Source organism: Pseudomonadota bacterium, assembly GCA_034189865.1.
In the GTDB taxonomy this organism is placed as follows: Bacteria; Pseudomonadota; Gammaproteobacteria; order UBA5335; family UBA5335; genus JAXHTV01.
In genome coordinates this window covers 1-19251 of record JAXHTV010000007.1, presented here as the reverse complement: position 1 = coordinate 19251, position 19251 = coordinate 1, and the positions used below count along the sequence as shown (strand labels likewise).

At 56.9% G+C, this 19251-nt stretch carries 14 protein-coding genes; 8 read left to right on the top strand and 6 right to left on the bottom strand.

Translation table 11 applies throughout. The features are described from left to right. The 5 genes from SVU69_05110 to SVU69_05090 are packed head-to-tail and all read left to right on the top strand — an operon-like array spanning position 1 to position 3390. Positions 1-489 carry a CYTH domain-containing protein gene (locus SVU69_05110; protein ID MDY6942376.1) on the top strand — a complete coding sequence of 163 codons (489 nt, stop codon included), beginning with the start codon at positions 1-3 and terminating at the stop codon, positions 487-489. Then, complete coding sequence (locus tag SVU69_05105; protein ID MDY6942375.1) at positions 486-980, top strand: L,D-transpeptidase; 495 nt, start codon at positions 486-488, stop codon at positions 978-980. The genes SVU69_05110 and SVU69_05105 overlap by 4 nt, the downstream gene beginning before the upstream one ends. A gap of 10 nt (positions 981-990) precedes the next feature. Further along, positions 991-2040 (top strand): beta-N-acetylhexosaminidase, encoded by a 1050-nt coding sequence (gene nagZ, locus SVU69_05100; GenBank protein ID MDY6942374.1) that lies wholly within the window; start codon positions 991-993, stop codon positions 2038-2040. Beyond that, positions 2037-2600 (top strand): hypoxanthine-guanine phosphoribosyltransferase, encoded by a 564-nt coding sequence (locus tag SVU69_05095; GenBank protein ID MDY6942373.1) that lies wholly within the window; start codon positions 2037-2039, stop codon positions 2598-2600. Before nagZ ends, SVU69_05095 begins: the two co-directional genes overlap by 4 nt. 31 nt (positions 2601-2631) lie before the next feature. Next, on the top strand, positions 2632-3390 hold the full coding sequence (locus tag SVU69_05090; protein MDY6942372.1) for an S-methyl-5'-thioinosine phosphorylase: 759 nt from the start codon (positions 2632-2634) through the stop codon (positions 3388-3390). A gap of 386 nt (positions 3391-3776) precedes the next feature. Here SVU69_05090 and SVU69_05085 read toward each other — a convergent pair whose 3' ends face one another. The 4 genes from SVU69_05085 to SVU69_05070 all read right to left on the bottom strand — a co-directional run bounded on the left by SVU69_05085 (position 3777) and on the right by SVU69_05070 (position 10343). After that, positions 3777-4994, bottom strand: coding sequence for a GGDEF domain-containing protein (locus SVU69_05085; protein ID MDY6942371.1), 1218 nt, complete (start codon positions 4992-4994; stop codon positions 3777-3779). Positions 4995-5540: 546 nt separating this feature from the next. Then, complete coding sequence (locus SVU69_05080) at positions 5541-6503, bottom strand: DUF4340 domain-containing protein (protein ID MDY6942370.1); 963 nt, start codon at positions 6501-6503, stop codon at positions 5541-5543. A 2-nt stretch (positions 6504-6505) separates the two neighbouring features. Continuing rightward, positions 6506-9412, bottom strand: coding sequence for a Gldg family protein (locus SVU69_05075; GenBank protein MDY6942369.1), 2907 nt, complete (start codon positions 9410-9412; stop codon positions 6506-6508). Further along, on the bottom strand, positions 9402-10343 hold the full coding sequence (locus SVU69_05070) for an ABC transporter ATP-binding protein (protein ID MDY6942368.1): 942 nt from the start codon (positions 10341-10343) through the stop codon (positions 9402-9404). The genes SVU69_05075 and SVU69_05070 overlap by 11 nt, the downstream gene beginning before the upstream one ends. 658 nt (positions 10344-11001) lie before the next feature. On the opposite strand from SVU69_05070, the gene SVU69_05065 reads away from it, so the two are divergent. After that, complete coding sequence (locus tag SVU69_05065; protein ID MDY6942367.1) at positions 11002-12072, top strand: GGDEF domain-containing protein; 1071 nt, start codon at positions 11002-11004, stop codon at positions 12070-12072. Between the two features lie 51 nt (positions 12073-12123). Here the strand turns inward: SVU69_05065 and SVU69_05060 are convergent, their stop codons facing one another. Then, a complete protein-coding gene (locus SVU69_05060; protein MDY6942366.1) occupies positions 12124-14613 on the bottom strand; it encodes an EAL domain-containing protein in 2490 nt (829 codons plus the stop codon). Between the two features lie 545 nt (positions 14614-15158). Between SVU69_05060 and SVU69_05055 the strand changes: the two genes are divergently transcribed. Then, on the top strand, positions 15159-16406 hold the full coding sequence (locus tag SVU69_05055; GenBank protein MDY6942365.1) for an alkane 1-monooxygenase: 1248 nt from the start codon (positions 15159-15161) through the stop codon (positions 16404-16406). 210 nt (positions 16407-16616) lie between these two features. Then, a complete protein-coding gene (locus SVU69_05050; GenBank protein ID MDY6942364.1) occupies positions 16617-17660 on the top strand; it encodes a cytochrome-c peroxidase in 1044 nt (347 codons plus the stop codon). 94 nt (positions 17661-17754) lie between these two features. Here the strand turns inward: SVU69_05050 and SVU69_05045 are convergent. Continuing rightward, a partial coding sequence (locus SVU69_05045) for a fumarate hydratase (protein MDY6942363.1) occupies positions 17755-19251 on the bottom strand: 1497 nt, incomplete at its 5' end.

The window sequence follows — 19251 nt, the reverse complement described above, 5'->3', positions numbered from 1 at the left end:
ATGGGTATAGAAATTGAGCGTAAGTTTCTGGTTTCAAATGATAACTGGCGATCTTCCATCACCTCGCACCAGGAGATGGTGCAGGGTTACCTGAATCTGGAAGGCAACAGCGTGGTGCGGGTGAGAATTGCCAGCAACCGTGCCTGGATCAACATCAAAGGTGCCACCATCGATATCCGCCGTCGGGAATACGAATACCCCATTCCCATCGACGATGCGCGGGAGATCATGGACCATCTGTGTGCCGGTCCGGCCATCGAAAAGCGACGTTATTACGTGCCCATCCGCGGGCATGTTTACGAGGTCGATGAGTTTCTAGGTGCGAACGAAGGCCTGGTGGTGGCCGAAATCGAACTTTCGGACGAACGGGAAGCATTCGAGCGTCCCGAATGGTTGGGGGCGGAAGTCAGCCACGATCCGCGCTACCTGAACGTTTCCCTGGTCAGGCATCCCTACAGCGAGTGGACGGCCTCGGAGCGCAATCGGTGAAGAACGGTTCGCGCCGTATCGAGGTGAGCATTCCGGACCAAAGCCTCACCCTATGGCAAGGTACCGAGGTGCTACGGCAATATAGCGTTTCCACAGCCGCCAATGGGCCGGGCGAACAGGCGGACAGTTACTGTACCCCCCGCGGAGCTCATTACGTTCGGGCGCTCATTGGGCGTGATGCGCCGCCGGGTGCAGTATTCGTTGGCCGACGTTTTACCGGGGAGATCTACAGCCCCAGTCTCGCTCGCGCCAACCCCGGCCGAGATTGGATTTTGACGCGGATACTCTGGCTTTGCGGGCGGGAAGTGGGCAAAAATCGCCTGGGGCGGGTGGATACATTTCGGCGCTATATCTACATCCACGGCAGCCCGGACGAATTGGCCATGGGCGAGCCCGGCTCCAAAGGTTGCATCCGCATGCGCAACGGCGATGTGATCGAACTGTTCGACCTGGCATATCCCGGCATTCCATTGACCATTCACGCAAACTGAATTCAACAACATGACCCAAGCGCGCGATCCCGGTCCGCTCATGATCGATTTTCACAGCACCCGGCTGGATGCCGAGGAGCGTGAACTGATCCAGCATCCTTTGGTGGGCGGCGCCATATTGTTCAGCCGCAACTACGAGTCCCCAGGTCAGCTGGAGTCCATGGTTCAGTCACTGCGTGCGCAGCGTTCCAACTTGTTGGTGAGCGTGGACCAGGAGGGCGGTCGGGTGCAGCGCTTCCGGCATGGTTTTACCCGTCTTCCGCCCCTGGCCGTTTTGGGTGATGCCTTGGATTCCCAAGCTGACGAGGCTCTGCCGATGGCCGGCGATTTGGCTTGGCTCATGGCCAGCGAGCTGCGTGCACGGGGAGTGGACTTAAGCTTTGCCCCGGTGTTGGATCTGCGCGCCGGAAACGAAGAAGTGATTGGCGACCGGGCCTTGCATGCCGATCCCGCCGCCGTCGTGACCTTGGCTCAGGCGTATCTCGCGGGCCTGCGTGAGGCAGGCATGGCCGGCGTGGGCAAACATTATCCCGGACACGGCAGCGTGCGGGGGGACTCCCACACCGAGCTACCGGTGGACGAGCGCGATTTCGACACCATTTGGGCGCATGATTTGTACCCTTACCGAAAACTCCTCGAGTCCGGCGAGCTGGCCGCCGTGATGACGGCTCATGTGGTTTACACCCAGTTCGATCCGCGCCCGGCCAGTTTTTCGGTGCGCTGGATTGGGGAAATCCTGCGCCAGAGGATCGGCTTTGCCGGCCCCGTGTTTTGCGATGATCTTTCCATGGTCGGGGCGACGGGCTTTGGCGATATGAGAACGCGGGCAATGGCGGCTTTGGAAGCGGGTGTGGACATTCTTTTGGTGTGCAACGATCGCGCGGGCGTTATTGAACTGCTCGATGGCCTGGATTGGCGATCGGATAGCCGATTTCGTGATTGCATGGCCCGGCTGCGCGGTCGGCCGGTTGTGGCCGATGCCGCCAACCGCCGGTCGCGCGCCCTCCAAAGCCTGGCCCGGCTTCGTCAGTTGAAATCAGCAGGGGAGGAAACCGCGTGACCCACGTCAGCGATGAGCTTGCGGCCGAAGCTCGCCAAGTGATGCGCACCGCAGACTGCATCCACACCGCCGAGGCCGTCGATGAAGCGCTGGCTGCCATGGCCCAGGCCGTGAGCCAGGATTTGTCCCAGGCCAACCCGGTGGTGTTGTGCGTGATGACCGGCGGCTTGTTCGCCACCGCCGGTTTGCTGACGCACCTGGATTTTCCCTTGGAGCTGGATTACCTCCATGCCACGCGCTATGCCGGCAATACCACCGGGGCGGGTTTGTCCTGGCATGCCAAGCCCAAAACCGCGATTAAGGGGCGGCATGTGCTGATCGTGGATGACATTCTGGACGAAGGAATTACCCTTGCCGCTTTGCGGGATTGGTCCACCGAGCAGGGGGCCGTGAGCGTGCGCACCGCCATATTGTGTGAAAAGCGCCACGATCGGAACGCGCTCGGCATCAAGGCGGACTACCTGGGCCTGACCGTGCCGGATCGATACGTGTTCGGCGCTGGCATGGACTACCGGGGTTATCTGCGCAACGTGCGCGGCATCTACGCCCTGGCGGAATAGATTGATCTCACTTCAGCAGCGGGTTTAGGCCATGAGTGAAGAAATACAAACCGCCGTGATCGGCGGCAGCGGATTGACGGAATTGAAAGGTTTGCAAGTGGTCGCCAAACGCGAGGCCGCCACTCCCTACGGTACGCCGTCCGCGCCGCTGTATATCGGCGACTTTCACGGCCATCCGGTGGTTTTTCTGGCGCGCCATGGGGTGCGGCACAGCCTGCCGCCTCATCAGGTCAACTACCAAGCCAACCTGTGGGCGCTACATTCCGTGGGCGTAAAACAAGTGTTTGCCGTCGCCGCCGTGGGCGGCATTCATTCGGACTTGGGGCCGGGACAACTCGCCGTGCCCGACCAACTGATCGACTACACCTGGGGGCGCGCCCACAGCTTTTCGGACGTAGACGACGTCAGCCACATCGACTTCACTCATCCCTATACCCCCAAACTGCGGGACCGGCTGCTACTCGCCGCCAAACAGGCCGGCGTGGAAGTGTTGGAGCACGGTACCTACGGCGTGACCCAAGGTCCGCGCCTTGAGACCGCGGCGGAGGTTCGTAGGCTACGGCGGGACGGCTGCGACATGGTGGGCATGACCGCCATGCCCGAAGCCGCTTTGGCTCGGGAACTGGAAGTGGACTACGCGAGCCTGGCCGTATCGGTTAACTGGGCGGCCGGCGCTGGTCCACAGGGCAGCGACATCCATGCTGAAATTGAAGAAACCCTCTCCGAAGGCATGGCCAAGGCCCGAGCCATCCTCGCCCAAGCCCTAAAACTCGCAACGCACCTCGAATAACACGTGGGCGATTGATTCCGTCTCCGCGAACGCATTGATCCGCGTCGGCCACAGAACGAAAGCCGATTAACCGATCGCTTGGTCTCATTTGAATTCGAAGCCCAATACCTGCCGCTTCCGGGCCACGTTCCCCATTGCATCGACCTGAAGGTTATCTCTGTAGACGCTGAGGCGGCGACTTGGCCGGCGTAAACGGGTGGAACGACAGGAGGAACGCTGCTTTTTGCCGTCGGGCGGATGCGCATGTTAGGCAAGATCAAATGAAAGTATTTGCAAGTTGCCGCAAAGATCGGTTGGCGCTATCAGGTTTTGGCGTTGAAGAACTAGTCGAAAAAATCCCAAGGCCACGTGGCCCGCGTCCCACTCGCGTCAATGCGGTTCGGAAGTTATCCGTTAAGTGAAACGGGAAGCTTTTGCTTTGCAACCACGACCTTGTTTCGACCTTCGTTTTTTGCCGCATAAAGTGCGCTATCCGCTTTCTTGAGTAAGTCATTCATGTTGGCGATTTCGGCATCAGGGTAAGAAGCAACACCCAGGCTGGCGGTCACCCTGATACTCATGCCATCGATGCGGATTTTATTATCCGAAAACGCGCTACAGATACGCTTCGCAATTTGTGCTGCGATAATCTGTGGGGTGTCCGGCAGCAACAGGGCGAACTCTTCACCTCCATATCGGCCCACTTCGTCATACTTACGGGCATTGGCCATAAGGATTTTTGCCGTTTCTTCCAGAACGAAATCACCCACATGATGGCCGTATACGTCGTTAACTTTCTTAAAAAAATCAAGATCGATCATAATGCAGGACAAGGTGCCTTGCCTGCTTTGGGCTTTCTCGAATTCGTTTTGCATGCGGCTTAGAAAATAATTTCTACTCGCAAGACCGGTCAGTCCATCCTTAGTGGACATATCCTGATAGAGTTGTTCGCGTTTACGCCACCGAATGGTGACTGTTGCGGTGATATAGCTGAACAAAAAAGTCCCGCCAGCCATTGTCAATCTGGCCTGGTGCCAAGGTTGCCATGGGTCCTCGTCGATATACGGCAAGTGCTCGAATAAGGGGGCGTGGGGAACCGTACCGCTGAGATCCAAAAAAACCATGAAGAAAAACATGGCGGTCGCTAAGAAGTATGTCTGCATTAAAACGCGATGATTTTGTAGCGGCAAACTCAGGGTGAATCCAAGCAAAAGCATCAATACACCGTCGATGTAATAGGTGCCTGCCAGAAAGCTTGGGATTAATACACTCAATGCCCAGCTATAGGATACGAAACGCCAAAATAGCGGCCATTGTTCGGTTTGTTTTCTAATTCTCAGGGCCGCCCCTATAAAAAACACCAGACCCAGAAAATGCAGGCAATAGATGCCGAGATACCAAAATACAACGGGGCGATTCAGTGCGATGGGTGCTGTTTCGGGGAAATAGTGTTGAAGATACAGGCCGTAGGCGATAACACTGCCGTATATCAGGGGTACAAAGAGACTAATCAGCGCGAGAAAGATCGTCCGGTCGATATAAGTCCAGTCAAGGGGGCTGCTAATAAGATAAGCAGGACCTTTTCGGTTTGATTTTCTTGGTAAATTTGCCTTCTTCAATTCCATAGTGCTATGGCCAAGATTAACTGAGTAATACCTGATGAATGTTCAGTCATATTGTCATTTGACCATGGTTCTGATGAGGGGTTTATTTAAGCATTTTTTTCAGTTGTTTTCTTCTTCAAGGATTAGCCAGTCGTTGCCTTTGTCAACGGACACAAAACAGCTTGACACATTCGGTGGATACGGATCGATTGGCTTACGGGTTTATTTCCGCCGTTCGGGCGCGCTTAACATTCTAGCGAGCGGTGACCCCCACGCGCTGGCCATTCAGTGGATTCGTCCTAGGCTGGGTCGACTCGAGTCGAGTCGGTGCCATGGCAGGCTCTTTGAATGGGCGATTCCCCACGATCAGTCGCCCCCCCCATCTCTGATCGTCTTTTTATAGTATAGACGACAGGTTAGCCTCGCCGGTCCGCGTTACCGGAGATCTCACAACACGCCCCGCGGTGGTCGCGGGGCGTTCATCGATGTTCCCATCGCTGGCCGGCGGGCGATTTTTCGTGATGGGTTGGGTTGGTCTGGCTACCGTCGACCTGGCCGTGACCGCCACTACGGCATTGTTTGCTCGCCGGTCTTCACCGGCTGTGATCTTTCGTCTGGCGTTGCGGTTGTCCCGGCCGTGGTCAGTAGGCTATCGCGGTCGATCTTCATCAGCGCCTCGGTGACGTAGTCGGCGATTTCGAAGTAACCCGGGTGCGGAGAGGCGTGCACGATATATCTCTCGTTTTGCTGATAAAAATCGTATCGCGTGTCGGCTTCGGCGCCACTGAGGGTCAGGCTAAACACCGGTTGCTTGTGTTCTAAACCACTGGAGTTCTCGACCGGCGCGATCACCCGCAGGTTTTGCAGCCGGTTTCGAAGCTGGTTCGCCGTGTCGGTGTCGATTTCCTGCTCGGGCTCTGCCCCTTCGAGCGTCCAACTAGTGTCCTGCCGGCGCAGCACAAAGCCGTCCCCGGCGATACGAGTGATCTCGCCGGTCGGCTGGAGCAGGCCTTTGTCAAACCAGTCCTTCGGGTCGCTTGTGGCTTGGAAGTTGCTGAACTCGATGGCGTAGACTGCATCCTGGCCTGCTTTTCGGGCGTGCACTTGGCGGAACCCCGGCGAGGTCCCCAGGAACAGCTCCTGCAGCACGGTATCGCCCTGGAGAAAGACCAGACGCCGCTGGAAGTTGTCGTTGCCGACCTCGAATCGGTCCACGCTACCGGCGGTGGTGGTGACCGGCCATGTCAGTTCAATCGTCGAGAGTTGATCGATCAAGCCGGTCCGTTTCGATTCGTCCACCGGCAAGCCGTGGTAGTCCGGGAGCTTCCATCCGTTCTCCGATTTGCGTAGCAAAGCTGTTTGGCCCTCGCCTTCGATCCGAATGCCATCAATCGCATCGGTGCTCAGTTCCAGCAAGGGTGTGGCGGCGGCGGGAGTGTCCCTGGAACCGCTCTCACGCCACGAAAACCCCGCCACAAGTAGGATTTGCAGTACGAAAACACCGGTTAATACCACAATCGCTTTACGCATACTCACACCTCCGCATTTGCCAACAGTTGTCGATAGGCTGCCATACGGCGGCTTTTCCGACGTCGATGCACCAGAGCGACAATGGCAATGCCCGCCAGGGCAAAGGTGTAGTTCAGGTATTCCAGGAATCGTTGTTGATCACGCTCCATGGGCGGTAGTGTGCGATTGAAATGGCCACGGCCGCGAATCGAGAGCAGGCCGGTGTCTTCGACGGACCATTCGACGGCGTTGGCAATCATTTGGGTCGCGTTCAGATACTCTGTGCCGCTGGTGGCCCCGGACAGGTTGATCACCTGATCGGCCAGAAATTCGTTGGATGAGAACACGATCAACCGTGCCGATTCGGCGGATTTTTCGATCACGCCGCTGATGGTCGCCGGGTTGTCCGGCACGGTTTCCGTCGCTATGGAGGCATCGTTCTGGGCCGAGGACTCATCCGCCAAAAGTGGTGAGGGGCGAGCGGCAAAATACGATTCGAACCGACCTTGTGTCAGCACCCCCAGGGTATGGGGGCCGCGTTCGCCTTGCGGTTGATAGTCGGCGCGCCCTTGGGTGTCCAGCCGGGGCATCACGTCCAAATCGGTAGAGCGCCACGCCTCGGCGGAGCTGTGCATCAATTCCACCCAGTTCCGCTGCGCCGGGGCTTGTGGGTCGATCTCGATGGGCGAGGCCCAGGCCATGGTGATTTGGGGCAGGCTGGAGACAATGGGGTGGTCCGCATTGAGTCCTTCGCCTCGTACGTCGACAAAGTAGGGGTAGTCCAGCATAGCCATTTCCTGGAAGCTGAAATCACCCACGTTCCGGGTGACCGGCAGCGGAAATGCGGCGTTGCGAGGGTCCATTACCCATGCTTGCGGCATGGCCAGGCCATGGTGAGCCAGCCAGTCGGTGAGCCCGCTGTCATACTCCGTGGCGACCAGCCGTTGATTGCCCAGTTCAACAGCCACCGGCGCCGTCGCGGCAATCACGGTGCCGCCTTGCATCAGGAATTGATCGATGGCGAACAGTTGCGTGTTGTCCAACGATTCCGGGGCAACCAGCAGCAATACATCGGCCTCGAGTGGTACGCGGCCACTGGTCAGGTCGGTTTCGCTGAGATTGAAATTCTCACTGAGCACCGTTCTCAGTTGGTTGAACTGGCGGGCTCCGCCCCCCATGCCGTATTGCATCATGGCCGGATCGGCCGGCGGCGTGACCAGGGCAATCGTTTTCAGGAAGCCGCTGGCAAAGCGCATCAGGCCGTTGTCCATCAGCCGATCGAACGCTTCCACGCTGAGGTCTTCGGGCAGGGGCAGTTGGACGATTTGCTTGCCGTTGCTCAGTGTCATGTAAAAGTAGAACTGTTCGGTATCGAACAAGCTCGTTGCCATGGGCATGAAGCCGTAGTCTTCTTCGATTTGCCGGGCGATGGCACCGCCGTTCTGAGCCGGGTCGAGCCATTGCACGGCAAGTTTCTCACGTGCTTCCGGGTTGAGTTCGTTTAGGTAGGAACGCACGGTCGATTTAAATTTCACCAGTTGCTCCGGCAGCCGGGAATCGTCCGACGCGTAGAAGGTCAGGGTCACGCCCTCAGGCAGGCTCCCGAACAAATCGCCTCCGGAGCGAAAGCTCGAGACCACCTTCTTAACGGCCCGGGTGATGTCGTATTCCGGGTTGCGCAGCTGTACATCCACATCGGCTTCGCCGCGGACTTTGATTTCGATGAGATCGGAAAAACCGAGCACCTGGTACTGATCGCCGTACTCAATGAGTACATCGAAATAGGAGTTAACGAGTGAGGACTGATACTTATCCGCTACCTGCAAAGGCACCGGTCGGATGCCATAACGCTTGTTCGCTTCGTCTTCCAGGTTCGGTTCACTGGCAGGATCGACGATTTCAGCCCGGACACGGTCACCGCCGACGGCAGCGTATTCCCGTATCAAGTCCTGAAGCTGTGGGGCCAGTGGCGCCAAAAGGGGGTGGGTCTTAGCGCTGAAGTAACCGCGAATCAGCAAGGGTTCTTCGAGCTGTGCCAGCTGTTCCCGGGTCGTTTCGGACAAAGAATAGAGTCGGCCCTCCGTGAGGTCCCAGCGCAGGTTGGGCAACTCGGTCAGCCACGCGTTGGCCAGCAACGCATTGGCGACCAATAAGCCCGCCAGCGCCCGCCAGCGTCGGTGGTGCACCGAGCGGGTGCCGGACGACCAGCGCAATCGCTCAAGCGAGAAGACGTTCAAGGTGAGAAAAGCGGTGGTGATGCTGAGATAAAAGTAGAGATCACCCAAATCAAGCACGCCCCGGGTGATGGAATCGAAGCGTGAACCGCTGCCCAGCGAACGCAATAATTCGCCGGGACGATTGTCGAGAAAATCCGTAAGCAGGTTGGCGCCCAGCAGGTAGAACACACCACAGACCAGTGTGGTCAAGATCAGGCTGACAATCTGACTGTCGCTGCGCGCACTGACAAACAAACCAATACTGAGATAGGCCGCGCCCATCAGCACTGTGGCGAGATAGGCCGCAGCGACTGGACCCCAATCCAGGTTGCCGATCCAAGCCACCGTGAGCGGCAGGGGCGCGGTCAAAATCAGGGCCAGTAGCAGCAAACTCAGGCAAGCGACGAATTTACCCAGCACAAAGCGGGTAGTACTCACCGGCAGGGTGAGGACGAATTCCAGCGTGCCCGTGCGTCGTTCCTCACTCCACATGCGCATCGTCAGAGCGCCCGAGAGGAAAATCAACAACACCGGCATCCACTCGAACAATGGCCGAACATCGGCAATGTTCCGGGCGAAGAACGCGTCCACCCAGAAAAACACAAACAGCGTAATCGCTGCGAAGGTGGCTAAAAAAAGATAAGCAATCGGCGAGGAGAAAAAGAGCGTGAGCTCTTTTCCTGCAATGCGACGAATATCTTGATCAAGCCGCATGGAAGAGATCCTCCTTGGCATTTGCTTCGCGGAATACCGTTTCCAGGTCCCGTTGTTCCCTGGCCAGTTCGAATAGTTTCTGTCCGCCGCCGATCAGGCGCTGGGCGACCTCGGCGGCTGCTATTTCGGTTTCGCTGCCCGTTACCTGCAGCCGATGACGATATGCAGAGCCGGTGTTTTCCGTACCGAGGCGTTGGACGCCTTCGCAGCCGGCCAGCAGCGCATCCACGCGTTCGCTGTCAGCGTCAGTGCATAGGCGGAGTTGGTTGCTTTGGCGCAAAGCCTCCAGTCGTTCGTTCACCACCAAACGGCCGTTGCGAAGAATCAACGCCCGATCGCAGATGGCGTCGACCTCCTGCATGATGTGAGTGGAGAGGATCACCGTGGCCTGCGCCGATAAGCTTTTGATCAGCTCCCGCATGTGCTGCGTTTGGGACGGGTCCAGCCCGTTCGTGGGCTCATCGAGAATCAGTAGCTTGGGTCTGTGGAGTATGGCTTGTGCCACCCCCACCCGTTGCTTGTAGCCGCGTGAGAGGGTGGCGATGGGCTGCAGGGCCTTGTCTGTCAGATCCGTTTCCATCATGGCCCGGCGAATGGCAGGTCCACGGCCGGATGGCTTGAGTCCCCGCATGGCGGCGGTGAATTGCAGGTAGTCCGCTACCGTGAGTTCCGCGTAAACCGGCAGGCTTTCCGGCAGGTAGCCGAGCCTCGCTTTGATGTCCGGGCCGTGTTCCGGCCACGTGAGTCCGTCGATATGGATGCGGCCGCCGCTGGGTTCAAGATAGCCCGTGAGCATCTTCATGATCGTGGTTTTTCCGGCGCCGTTGTGGCCAAGCAGCCCCACAATCTCACCCTGGCCGATTTCGAAAGATACTCCGTCTACCGCCGTGAAATCACCGTAGCGGCGGCTTAAACCTCGCACAGAAATCACTGGGATCTCCTTTTGATTCACTCAGCACCCGGCCGATGGCCGATGATTCCCGTGCCTGATTATATGGGTCTTGGCCCGTTGCGTGGAACGACGGCGCGCGGGCGGCTGATGGTTTCCATGCCCCGACGATTGTCATAGACGAACCGACGAATTAAAGGTTCCTTCTGGCAGGTTGAAAAGCAGAGTTGCTGCGCAACAACGCCCGCGTCCTTTAGCGCTTCGTTTTCGCAGTTTACCGGCGCGATACAAGTCGCCATGCGTGGGTATTGGGCGGGTAGAAAATCTAATCAGTCTTTTGGGTGAAAGAAACTGGGGTTATTGCCGATATTGGTGGTTACTAGAGCTAAACATTGTTTTCGATTGTACTTTGCTCTTCGATAACGGTTGTGTTCTTTTTTGAGCAAATTGACGCCAGATTGAACAACCAGGCGATGGAAACGTAGTTGCTTAGTGATGGCCATGGTCTTGGGTGGCGTGATGTTAACCATTCGTTAGCGCCATTGAAAGTCGATGGGGTCCCCCAGTTGGACGTCGATGATCAAGTTAGGCTACCAGGCGGCCGATAAAAACGCATGGATCGGTGTGCTGGTTATCTGAAGCAGTCGTGGCCGGATGATCGTTGTTCCACAGCATCTTATTTGGTGTTAGGAGAGGTAGTGTGAGGCGAACCGACAGAACCCTCCTTGAGCAAATGCGGGTCAGCGACGTTGAGATCCAAAATCGCATGGATCTGTTGGGTCTTACATTCGAGGCGCTTGAGCAACTCTATGGAATGAAAGAGTTCATTGAGAGCCGTATCGACCTGATTGTTGATGAATTCTATGATCGCCAGACCTCAATCGACGAAATTTCGCTGTTGATTGGTGACGCCGACACCCTCCAAAGGTTACGAACGGCTCAGCGGAACTACATTGTCGATTTATTCTCGGGGCGCTATGACCGCGAGTATGTCAATAATCGCTTGCGGATCGGTATGGTCCACAAGCGAATCGGAGTTGAACCGAAGCTTTACCTCTCGGCCGTTCGGAGCTTAAAAGAACTATTGATTCAACAGCTCGATACGGCGATCGAGGATCGGCAGCGCTTTCGGTTTCTCGCTGAAACGTTGGATCGGCTCATCTATTTCGATACGACTTTGGTGTTTGATACCTATATCGACAGTTTGGTCGGCGAGATCGAAACCGCGCAGAAGCGCACCGAGATCTACGCTAAAAGCCTCGAAGAGAAGGTGGCTCAGAGAACCCGGCAACTTGAAGATCAAGCTAAACGTGATCCGTTGACCGAGCTCTACAACAAAAGGGCCATGCACGAGATGTTGGCGCGGGAAATCGCTGTGGCCAAACGACGCCAAACCCCTTTATCGATGATCTACATTGATGTGGATTGTTTTAAGGAAATTAATGACAAGTATGGCCACGTCAAAGGCGATGAAGTGTTGAAAAATCTCGCCTGCTGTCTGCGAGCCAACATTCGGGAGGTCGATATCCCCTGTCGATACGGCGGTGATGAATTCTGTGTGATCCTGCCGGATTGCCATCTGGGTAACGCAGAGCTTCTTGGTCAGCGGATCGTAGAGGCTTGCAGCGAGTGCGGTCCGGCATGCAGTCTCAGTGTCGGCCTGGCGCAGACCGGACCTGAGCAATTTGTCACCGGCGACGAGCTAATCCGTTTGGCGGACGACAAAATGTACTCGGCCAAGAGAGACGGTGGCCTAAAAATCCGTTGCTGATGGCCGATTTTCGGCCATGCCCGGTTGCGTCGCGGGAGCTCGTGAAGGTGGTTACCGGGTCAATGGGAATAGCGAGTGGGTTTGTCCAAGGAGTTTCGCGATCTGGCCCGGTGGCAACGGTTTGCTGAACAGGAACCCTTGACCCTCTTCGCAACCGCCGCGACGGAGAAATTCTAATTGCTCCGAAGTTTCGATACCCTCCGCGATGACCCGCATTCCCAGCCGTTGCGCCATCCCGATCACGGTCTCGGTAATGGTAATGTCGTTTTGGTCCTTCGGGACGCCATCGATAAATGATCGGTCGATTTTCACGAAGTCACAGGGAAACGCCTTCAGATAGCTTAGGGAGCTGTATCCTGTTCCGAAATCATCGATTGCGATGCTGATGCCACGGGCGTGGAGTTCGCCGAGTATGGTTTTCACCCGTTCGGGGTTTTCCATCATCATCGTTTCGGTGATTTCCAGTTCCAGCCATTGCGGCGCCAAGCCCGTTTCGGCCAGAACCGCTTCGATTTTTTCTACCAATCCGGGTTCCCGGAATTGACGCGCCGAAAGGTTCACTGCAACCCGAACGGGCGGATGCCCCAATCGTTGCCATTGTGTGGCTTGCCGGCAGGCTTCGTATAGCACCCATTCGCCGATCACGCCGATCAGTCCCGTGGTCTCGGCGATGGGGATGAATGTGGCCGGGCTGACCAGGCCAGACTCAGGATGTGTCCAGCGCAGCAGCGCTTCGGCGCCGATGATTCTGCCGGTAGACAGGTCCACAACCGGCTGAAAGAGTAGATGAAACTCATTGCGCTCCAAGGCGTGGCGCAGGTTGTTCGCAAGTACCAAATATTCATGGGCCTTGGCGTTGATATCGGCAGAGAAGAACCGGTAAGTATTCCTCCCTTCCTTTTTAGCCAGGTACATGGCGGCATCGGCATTCTTGAGCAACGTGAGCGGCTCTTCGCCATCGTCGGGGTAGATCGCCAAGCCGACGCTGGCTGAAGTGAACAGCTCGTAGCTCGGTTGTAAATGAGGCGTCGATAAGGCCGTTAGTACTTTCTCCGCCACCCGGGCGGCGTCCGTTGAGCTTGTCAGGTCCCCCAGCAGCATTCCGAACTCGTCACCACCTAAGCGGGCGACGACATCTGTGCCGCGCAACGATTCGCTCAAGCGTTTTGCGACACTGCGCAGCAATTCGTCTCCGGCGCGGTGCCCCAGCGAATCGTTGACGGCTTTGAACTGATCCAGGTCCAAGAACATCAGCGCAAACGGCTTTCCGTTACGCTTGGAGCGGGAAATCGCCGTGTTGACGTGGCACTCGAACATGGCGCGGTTCGGGAGGTTGGTCAAGCTGTCATGGTGCGCCAAATGTTCCAGGCGTTCCTCGTATGCCTTGAATTTCGAGACATCGCTAAACACCCCAACAAAATGCGTAATACGATCTTGTTGGTCCCGGACGGCGCTGATGGCCGTTAGACTTGGGTACGTTTCACCGCTTTTTCGTCGGTTCTTGGTTTCTCCTTGCCAATAACCGTCGCGCTCGATCGCAAGGCGCACCTCTTCTGTCGAAGGTTGGTCGGCATCGTCGGCCCAGAGTTCGAGGGGACTGCGGCCGACAAACTCGGCTTCCATATAGCCGGTGATCGAAGTGAACGCGCGGTTTGCGGATATTACCGACAAATCAGGCGTGGTGATCACCGCGGCTTCTGCGATGTTTGCCAACGCGTTGGCGGATAAGCGTAATCGTTCTTCCAGACGGCGAAGCTGGGTAAGATCGTTCATCATGGCCACGACCGCGACGATTTTTCCGTCCAGTACGATGGGCACGTCGGTGATGGCCGCCTCGACATATTCTCCATCGCGGTTGCGTCCGCGGGCCACCAGCGGCGCGGGCGTTTTGCCGCACGCCGCCTCCTTAAAATGTTCAAAGGAGGCCTGGAGGTCACTCGGATGGACGAGTTCGGCGAAAGACTTTTTTCGCAGCTCGTGCATATTGATCCCTAAACGGTCGAGGACCGCTTGATTGCACGAGAGAATTTCACCCGCCGGTGAGAAAATCATCACGGGGTGAGGGCTTTGATCGAAGATGGCGCGGTAATAGGCTTCACTCTCGACTGCTTTGGCCAGAGCGTCGCATTGTTGGGTTACGTCTCGACCGACGCCGATCATGTGTTTGAGTTGGCCGTGCGGATCGAGGATCGGGACGACGTGAAACTCAACGTACTGCTTAGCCCCGTCGTCCTGGGTGCGCACCAGACGAGTCTGCGCCGGGCTGCCTTGAGTTATCAGCGTTCGGAATCGTGTGCGAGTCGCATCGCCAAAATAGGATTTCAGAAACTGGCTGACCGGTAAGCCGACGATGTCCTGGGGGTGTTTACCGAGAAATTCGCCAAACGCCTGATTGACAAATTCGATTCGCGGTCCAGAGTCGGTGCCGATTCCGCCGTCGGTTATGACGACGATGTCCGGTAAAGCGTTTAGGACCTTATCTAGAATGACCTGGGGACCAATGGTCTCACCGTCTTCTGTTCTCTGTACGTGATAATCCATGGCATATTCGTTTGGTGGTGCGAGTCTTCTAGATCGGCGTGGACCGATCTCAATTGATTGCGACGACAGAGACGACCGGACCATGTGTAGATATCGACCGATGTTCAGTGATATTGAACGCGAAGGTTAGGTGGTGGGGTACAGTATCCCATTTGGATCGTCGGCGACGGATGCGTGGCAGGAGATCTTCTCTGCAATTCAGCGATCGGCCGCCGGTCGTTTCTCTTGGCCGGTTGGTTCGCCTCTTGGCTGTCAGGCGGAGCTCGATCGATCGGGGCGCAGGCGATGGCCACTATTCACACACCCTTGGCGTGATCACCGATGCGATTGAACCTTCAATTGGTGTGTGGTAATGGCGCTGTGTCCGCGACAATATGTCGCATTTTTTTTTAGAAGCAGTGGATGTATATTAGTGAAGAGTGATTTAGTGATTACCAACAAATTCGCGTCACAAAACAATCACAATAGTCAGGACGCAAATTGAGAGTAACAGGTGTTATGACTGATTCAGTAATTCCACCGGTTGCGTTTAAAAAGGAGGAGTGATGAATACTCAAGTTAATGACCAACCCGTCAAGGCGGGTTTCTGGGCATATGCGCGATTCTACGCTTTGCCCACTTTAGGGATTGCTGCCTGCGTGGCAATGATCTTGGGCGGTGCTGCCATGTGGCAGGTGACTATCGCGTTTGTGGTTGTGTTCTTTGTCGGCGATATGCTCCTGGGCGATGATGATCGCGAATACGAGTATGCTCGCCCGGGCATTTTCTACGGGATGATGTACTCGGTCGTACCGATTATTGTTGTCGCGTTTTTGCTCTTTTGCTGGGTGATTCGCCAAGCCACGGTGCCAGGCGATTTTCTCGGGATAGCCGCCTTCGTCGAGAGCATTTTCGGGTACGACATGATCGCTGCCCACGCCAACAATACGTGGTTTGACTATCTCGGCGCCACGGGCGCGTTGATCGTGGCGACCGTAAATGGCGCCATCGTGATCGGTCATGAGCTAACCCACCGGACAGAGCAGCCTTTTTCGTTTTTCATGGGCCGGCTGGGCGAAGCCTTCAGCATGATGACCTACTTCTCCATCGAGCATCCCTATGGACACCATGCGACGGTGGCGACGTCGGCTGATCCGGCCACGGCGGTGCGCGGTGAGAGTTTTTACCACTTCGTGTGGCGCTCCATTATCGGTCAGTACCGGAATTGCTGGCGGTTGGAAGCCGATCGTTGCCGAAAGATCGGCGCGGCTCCTTACGGTTGGCGCAATCGTTTGGTGAGAAGTTATGCCATGGAAGCGGCGATTGTGCTGTTCGCTTTCTGGGCCGCTGGTATTCTCGGCGTGGTGTTATTCCTCATCAACGCCTTGGCCGTGCACGTGGTACTAGAATTGGCCAACTACACGGAGCACTACGGTTTGGTCCGTGATCCGGCAGATCCTGTTCAACCGCGTCATTCGTGGAACACCAATAACCGGGCGACCTATTGGTACACGGTGGCCATCGGTCGGCATTCTCATCATCACGCCGACGCCAGTGTGGAGTTTTGGGATCTGAAACCCTACAAAGATGCGCCGATGTACGCGACCGGTTACATCACAGCGTTCTTGATCGCCTTGGTGCCGCCGTTGTGGTACCGCATTATGACGCCGAAGCTGCTGGAGTGGGACGCCCACTGGGCGAATGACCGTGAGCGCGAACTGGCGCGGGAAGCCAACGGAAAAAGCGGTATTCCCGCCTTAGTCGATGCAGCTCGACAAGGGCCCGCTAACCCGACCCAGAAAGCGCCCGCTTAAAACCCGAAGAAGAACGCCGTCCGTCAGGGCGGCGTTCGATTTTCTAAGCGCGCTCCCCCCCACCTACAGCTATATGTGCTGGCGATACCCCGCAGTGGGTCGTTAGGCCGTCCGAGACTCGTTACTGACCCTCGACCGTCGCTTTTCTGCAGACGGCAGGGGAATGCGTGAATGTTACTAGACAAGGCCACGGCTTGGAGGGTGATCCCGATGAAAAATCGTCTTGGATACTTTTTGCTTATGGCGGCTGGCGTCACCGGTTTTGTCGCACCGGCCGGTGCGGATCCGTTGATGCAGCGTGCGCAGCAGGTTTTCGAGCCTATTCCACTCTCAGCGCCTGCGCTTCCGAACAATCCGGCGACACCGGCCAAGGTGAAGCTCGGCAGCATGCTTTACTTCGAACCGCGTTTGTCCAAGGCACACAATGTCAGTTGCAACACCTGCCATCAAATCGGTTTAGCTGGCGCGGACAGCCGACCGACATCCATCGGGCACGAAGCCCAGCGCGGCGGCCGAAACGCACCGACGGTTTTCAATGCAGTGTTCAATATCGATCAGTTTTGGGATGGCCGGGCAAAAGATCTCGAAGAACAGGCGGGCGGCCCGATTATCAATCCCATCGAAATGGGGATGACCGAGACCGACGCGGTGGCCCAACTGAAAGGCATTCCAGGCTATCACGATGCTTTTCAGCAGGCGTTTCCCAGCGAGGCGGATCCGATCAATTACGCCAATATCACCAAGGCGATCGCGGTTTTTGAGGCGACTCTCATCACGCCCAAGGCACCTTTCGATCAGTACTTGCGAGGCGACGCGAACGCCCTGGCCAGCGATCAAAAGGCGGGGTTGGAACTTTTTCTGGATAAAGGCTGCGGTGCCTGTCACGGTGGTCTCAATATGGGGGGGCGGATGTACGCTCGCTTTGGCGCGGTCAAGGACCCGGGCGTGGATCTGCTGCCGCCCGCGGACAAGGGACGCTACGAAGTGACCCACAGCGCCGGCGACGAGTTCGCATTTAAGGTTCCGAGCTTGCGAAATATCGCGCTGACGGCGCCTTATTTTCATACCGGACGCATCTGGGATCTAGAACAAGCGGTGACCGTGATGGCGGAAAGCCAATTGGGCATGCAACTGTCGGAAGATGAAGTGAGCAAAATCGCGGCTTTCTTGATGAGTTTGACCGGGGAACAACCCCAGGTGACTTACCCGATATTGCCACCCAGTGTCGCGACTACGCGTCCGCCACTGCCCTGACCTACCTGTCGATACAGAAAAACGCCGCTCAGTCGAGCGGCGTTTTCGTCAGTGAATAAGGCGGAATCGCGACACGAGCGCCGTGCCGGCTCGCCTAAGCTTCGGTTACGGGTATTTTGCCGATTTTGGCCTGCCACACTTTGGGCGCTGTGTGGTGTACCGACTCCCCTGCGGCATCCACGGCCACGGTCACGGGCATATCCTCGACCTCGAACTCGTAGATCGCCTCCATGCCCAGTTCGGGAAACGCCTTGACTTCGGCTTTGCGGATCGCCTTGGAGACGAGATAAGCAGCGCCACCGACCGCCATCAGATATACCGCCCGGTGATCGCGAATGGCGTCGATTGCCACGCGACCGCGTTCCGCCTTCCCGATCATGCCGAGCAGGCCGGTTTGTTCCAGCATCGTCCGGGTGAATTTGTCCATGCGGGTGGCTGTCGTGGGACCGGCCGGACCGACGACTTCTTCCCGCACCGGATCGACGGGTCCAACGTAGTAGATGAAGCGGTTGGTGAAATCCACCGGCAGTTTTTCGCCGTTGTTGAGGAGATCCACCATTTTCTTGTGGGCCGCATCCCGCCCGGTCAGCATTTTGCCGGAGAGTAACAGGCGGTCGCCGGATTTCCATTGGCTGACATCCTCCGGGGTGAGGGTGTCGAGATTGACCCGCCGGGCGTCGGAAACCTCTCGGGTGATTTCCGGCCAGTCTTCGAGTTTGGGGGGTGTCAGTTCGGCTGGGCCCGACCCGTCGAGCACAAAGTGTGCGTGCCGGGTGGCGGCGCAATTGGGAATCATGGCTACAGGCAAGTTGGCGGCATGGGTGGGATAGTCCCGGACCTTGACATCCACTACGGTCGTCAGACCACCCAGCCCTTGGGCACCGATACCCAGTGCGTTGACCTTATCGAATATTTCCAGACGCAATTCCTCGGCCCGGTTACTTGGGCCACGGCTGATCAATTGCTGAATATCCACCGGGTCCATCAGCGATTCCTTGGCCAGTAACATGGCTTTTTCCGCTGTCCCGCCGATGCCGATGCCCAACATGCCTGGCGGGCACCATCCGGCCCCCATGCTCGGCACCGTTTTGAGGACCCAGTCCACAATAGAATCGGAGGGATTGAGCATCACGAATTTGGATTTAGCTTCGGAGCCACCGCCCTTTGCGGCCACTTGAACATCGATCGTATCGCCCGGAACGATTTGGGTGTGAATGACCGCCGGAGTGTTGTCGCGCGTGTTCTGGCGTTTTCCGGCCGGGTCCGACAGGATGGAGGCCCGCAAAACGTTATCCGGGTGTTGATAGGCGCGGCGGACACCTTCGTTCACCATCTCCTCAAGGCTCAGCGTTGCATCATCCCATTGCACATTCATGCCGACTTTCATGAACACCGTGACAATGCCCGTGTCCTGGCAGATGGGCCGATGACCTTCCGCACACATGCGGGAATTGATCAGGATTTGCGCCATGGCGTCCTTGGCCGCCGGGTTTTCTTCCCGCTGGTAGGCTTCGTGGATTGCGTGGATGAAATCAAGCGGGTGATAGTAGGAGATGAATTGCAGCGCGTCGGCGATACTGTGAATGAGATC

What these genes read in the sequence shown, in the direction of transcription:
- SVU69_05110 (MDY6942376.1), top strand. Translation starts at nt 1, where the DNA reads ATGGGTATAGAAATTGAGCGTAAGTTTCTGGTTTCAAATGATAACTGG.
- nagZ (MDY6942374.1), top strand. Translation starts at nt 991, where the DNA reads ATGACCCAAGCGCGCGATCCCGGTCCGCTCATGATCGATTTTCACAGC.
- SVU69_05090 (MDY6942372.1), top strand. Translation starts at nt 2,632, where the DNA reads ATGAGTGAAGAAATACAAACCGCCGTGATCGGCGGCAGCGGATTGACG.
- SVU69_05085 (MDY6942371.1), bottom strand. Translation starts at nt 4,994, where the DNA reads ATGGAATTGAAGAAGGCAAATTTACCAAGAAAATCAAACCGAAAAGGT.
- SVU69_05080 (MDY6942370.1), bottom strand. Translation starts at nt 6,503, where the DNA reads ATGCGTAAAGCGATTGTGGTATTAACCGGTGTTTTCGTACTGCAAATC.
- SVU69_05075 (MDY6942369.1), bottom strand. Translation starts at nt 9,412, where the DNA reads ATGCGGCTTGATCAAGATATTCGTCGCATTGCAGGAAAAGAGCTCACG.
- SVU69_05060 (MDY6942366.1), bottom strand. Translation starts at nt 14,613, where the DNA reads ATGGATTATCACGTACAGAGAACAGAAGACGGTGAGACCATTGGTCCC.
- SVU69_05055 (MDY6942365.1), top strand. Translation starts at nt 15,159, where the DNA reads ATGAATACTCAAGTTAATGACCAACCCGTCAAGGCGGGTTTCTGGGCA.
- SVU69_05050 (MDY6942364.1), top strand. Translation starts at nt 16,617, where the DNA reads ATGAAAAATCGTCTTGGATACTTTTTGCTTATGGCGGCTGGCGTCACC.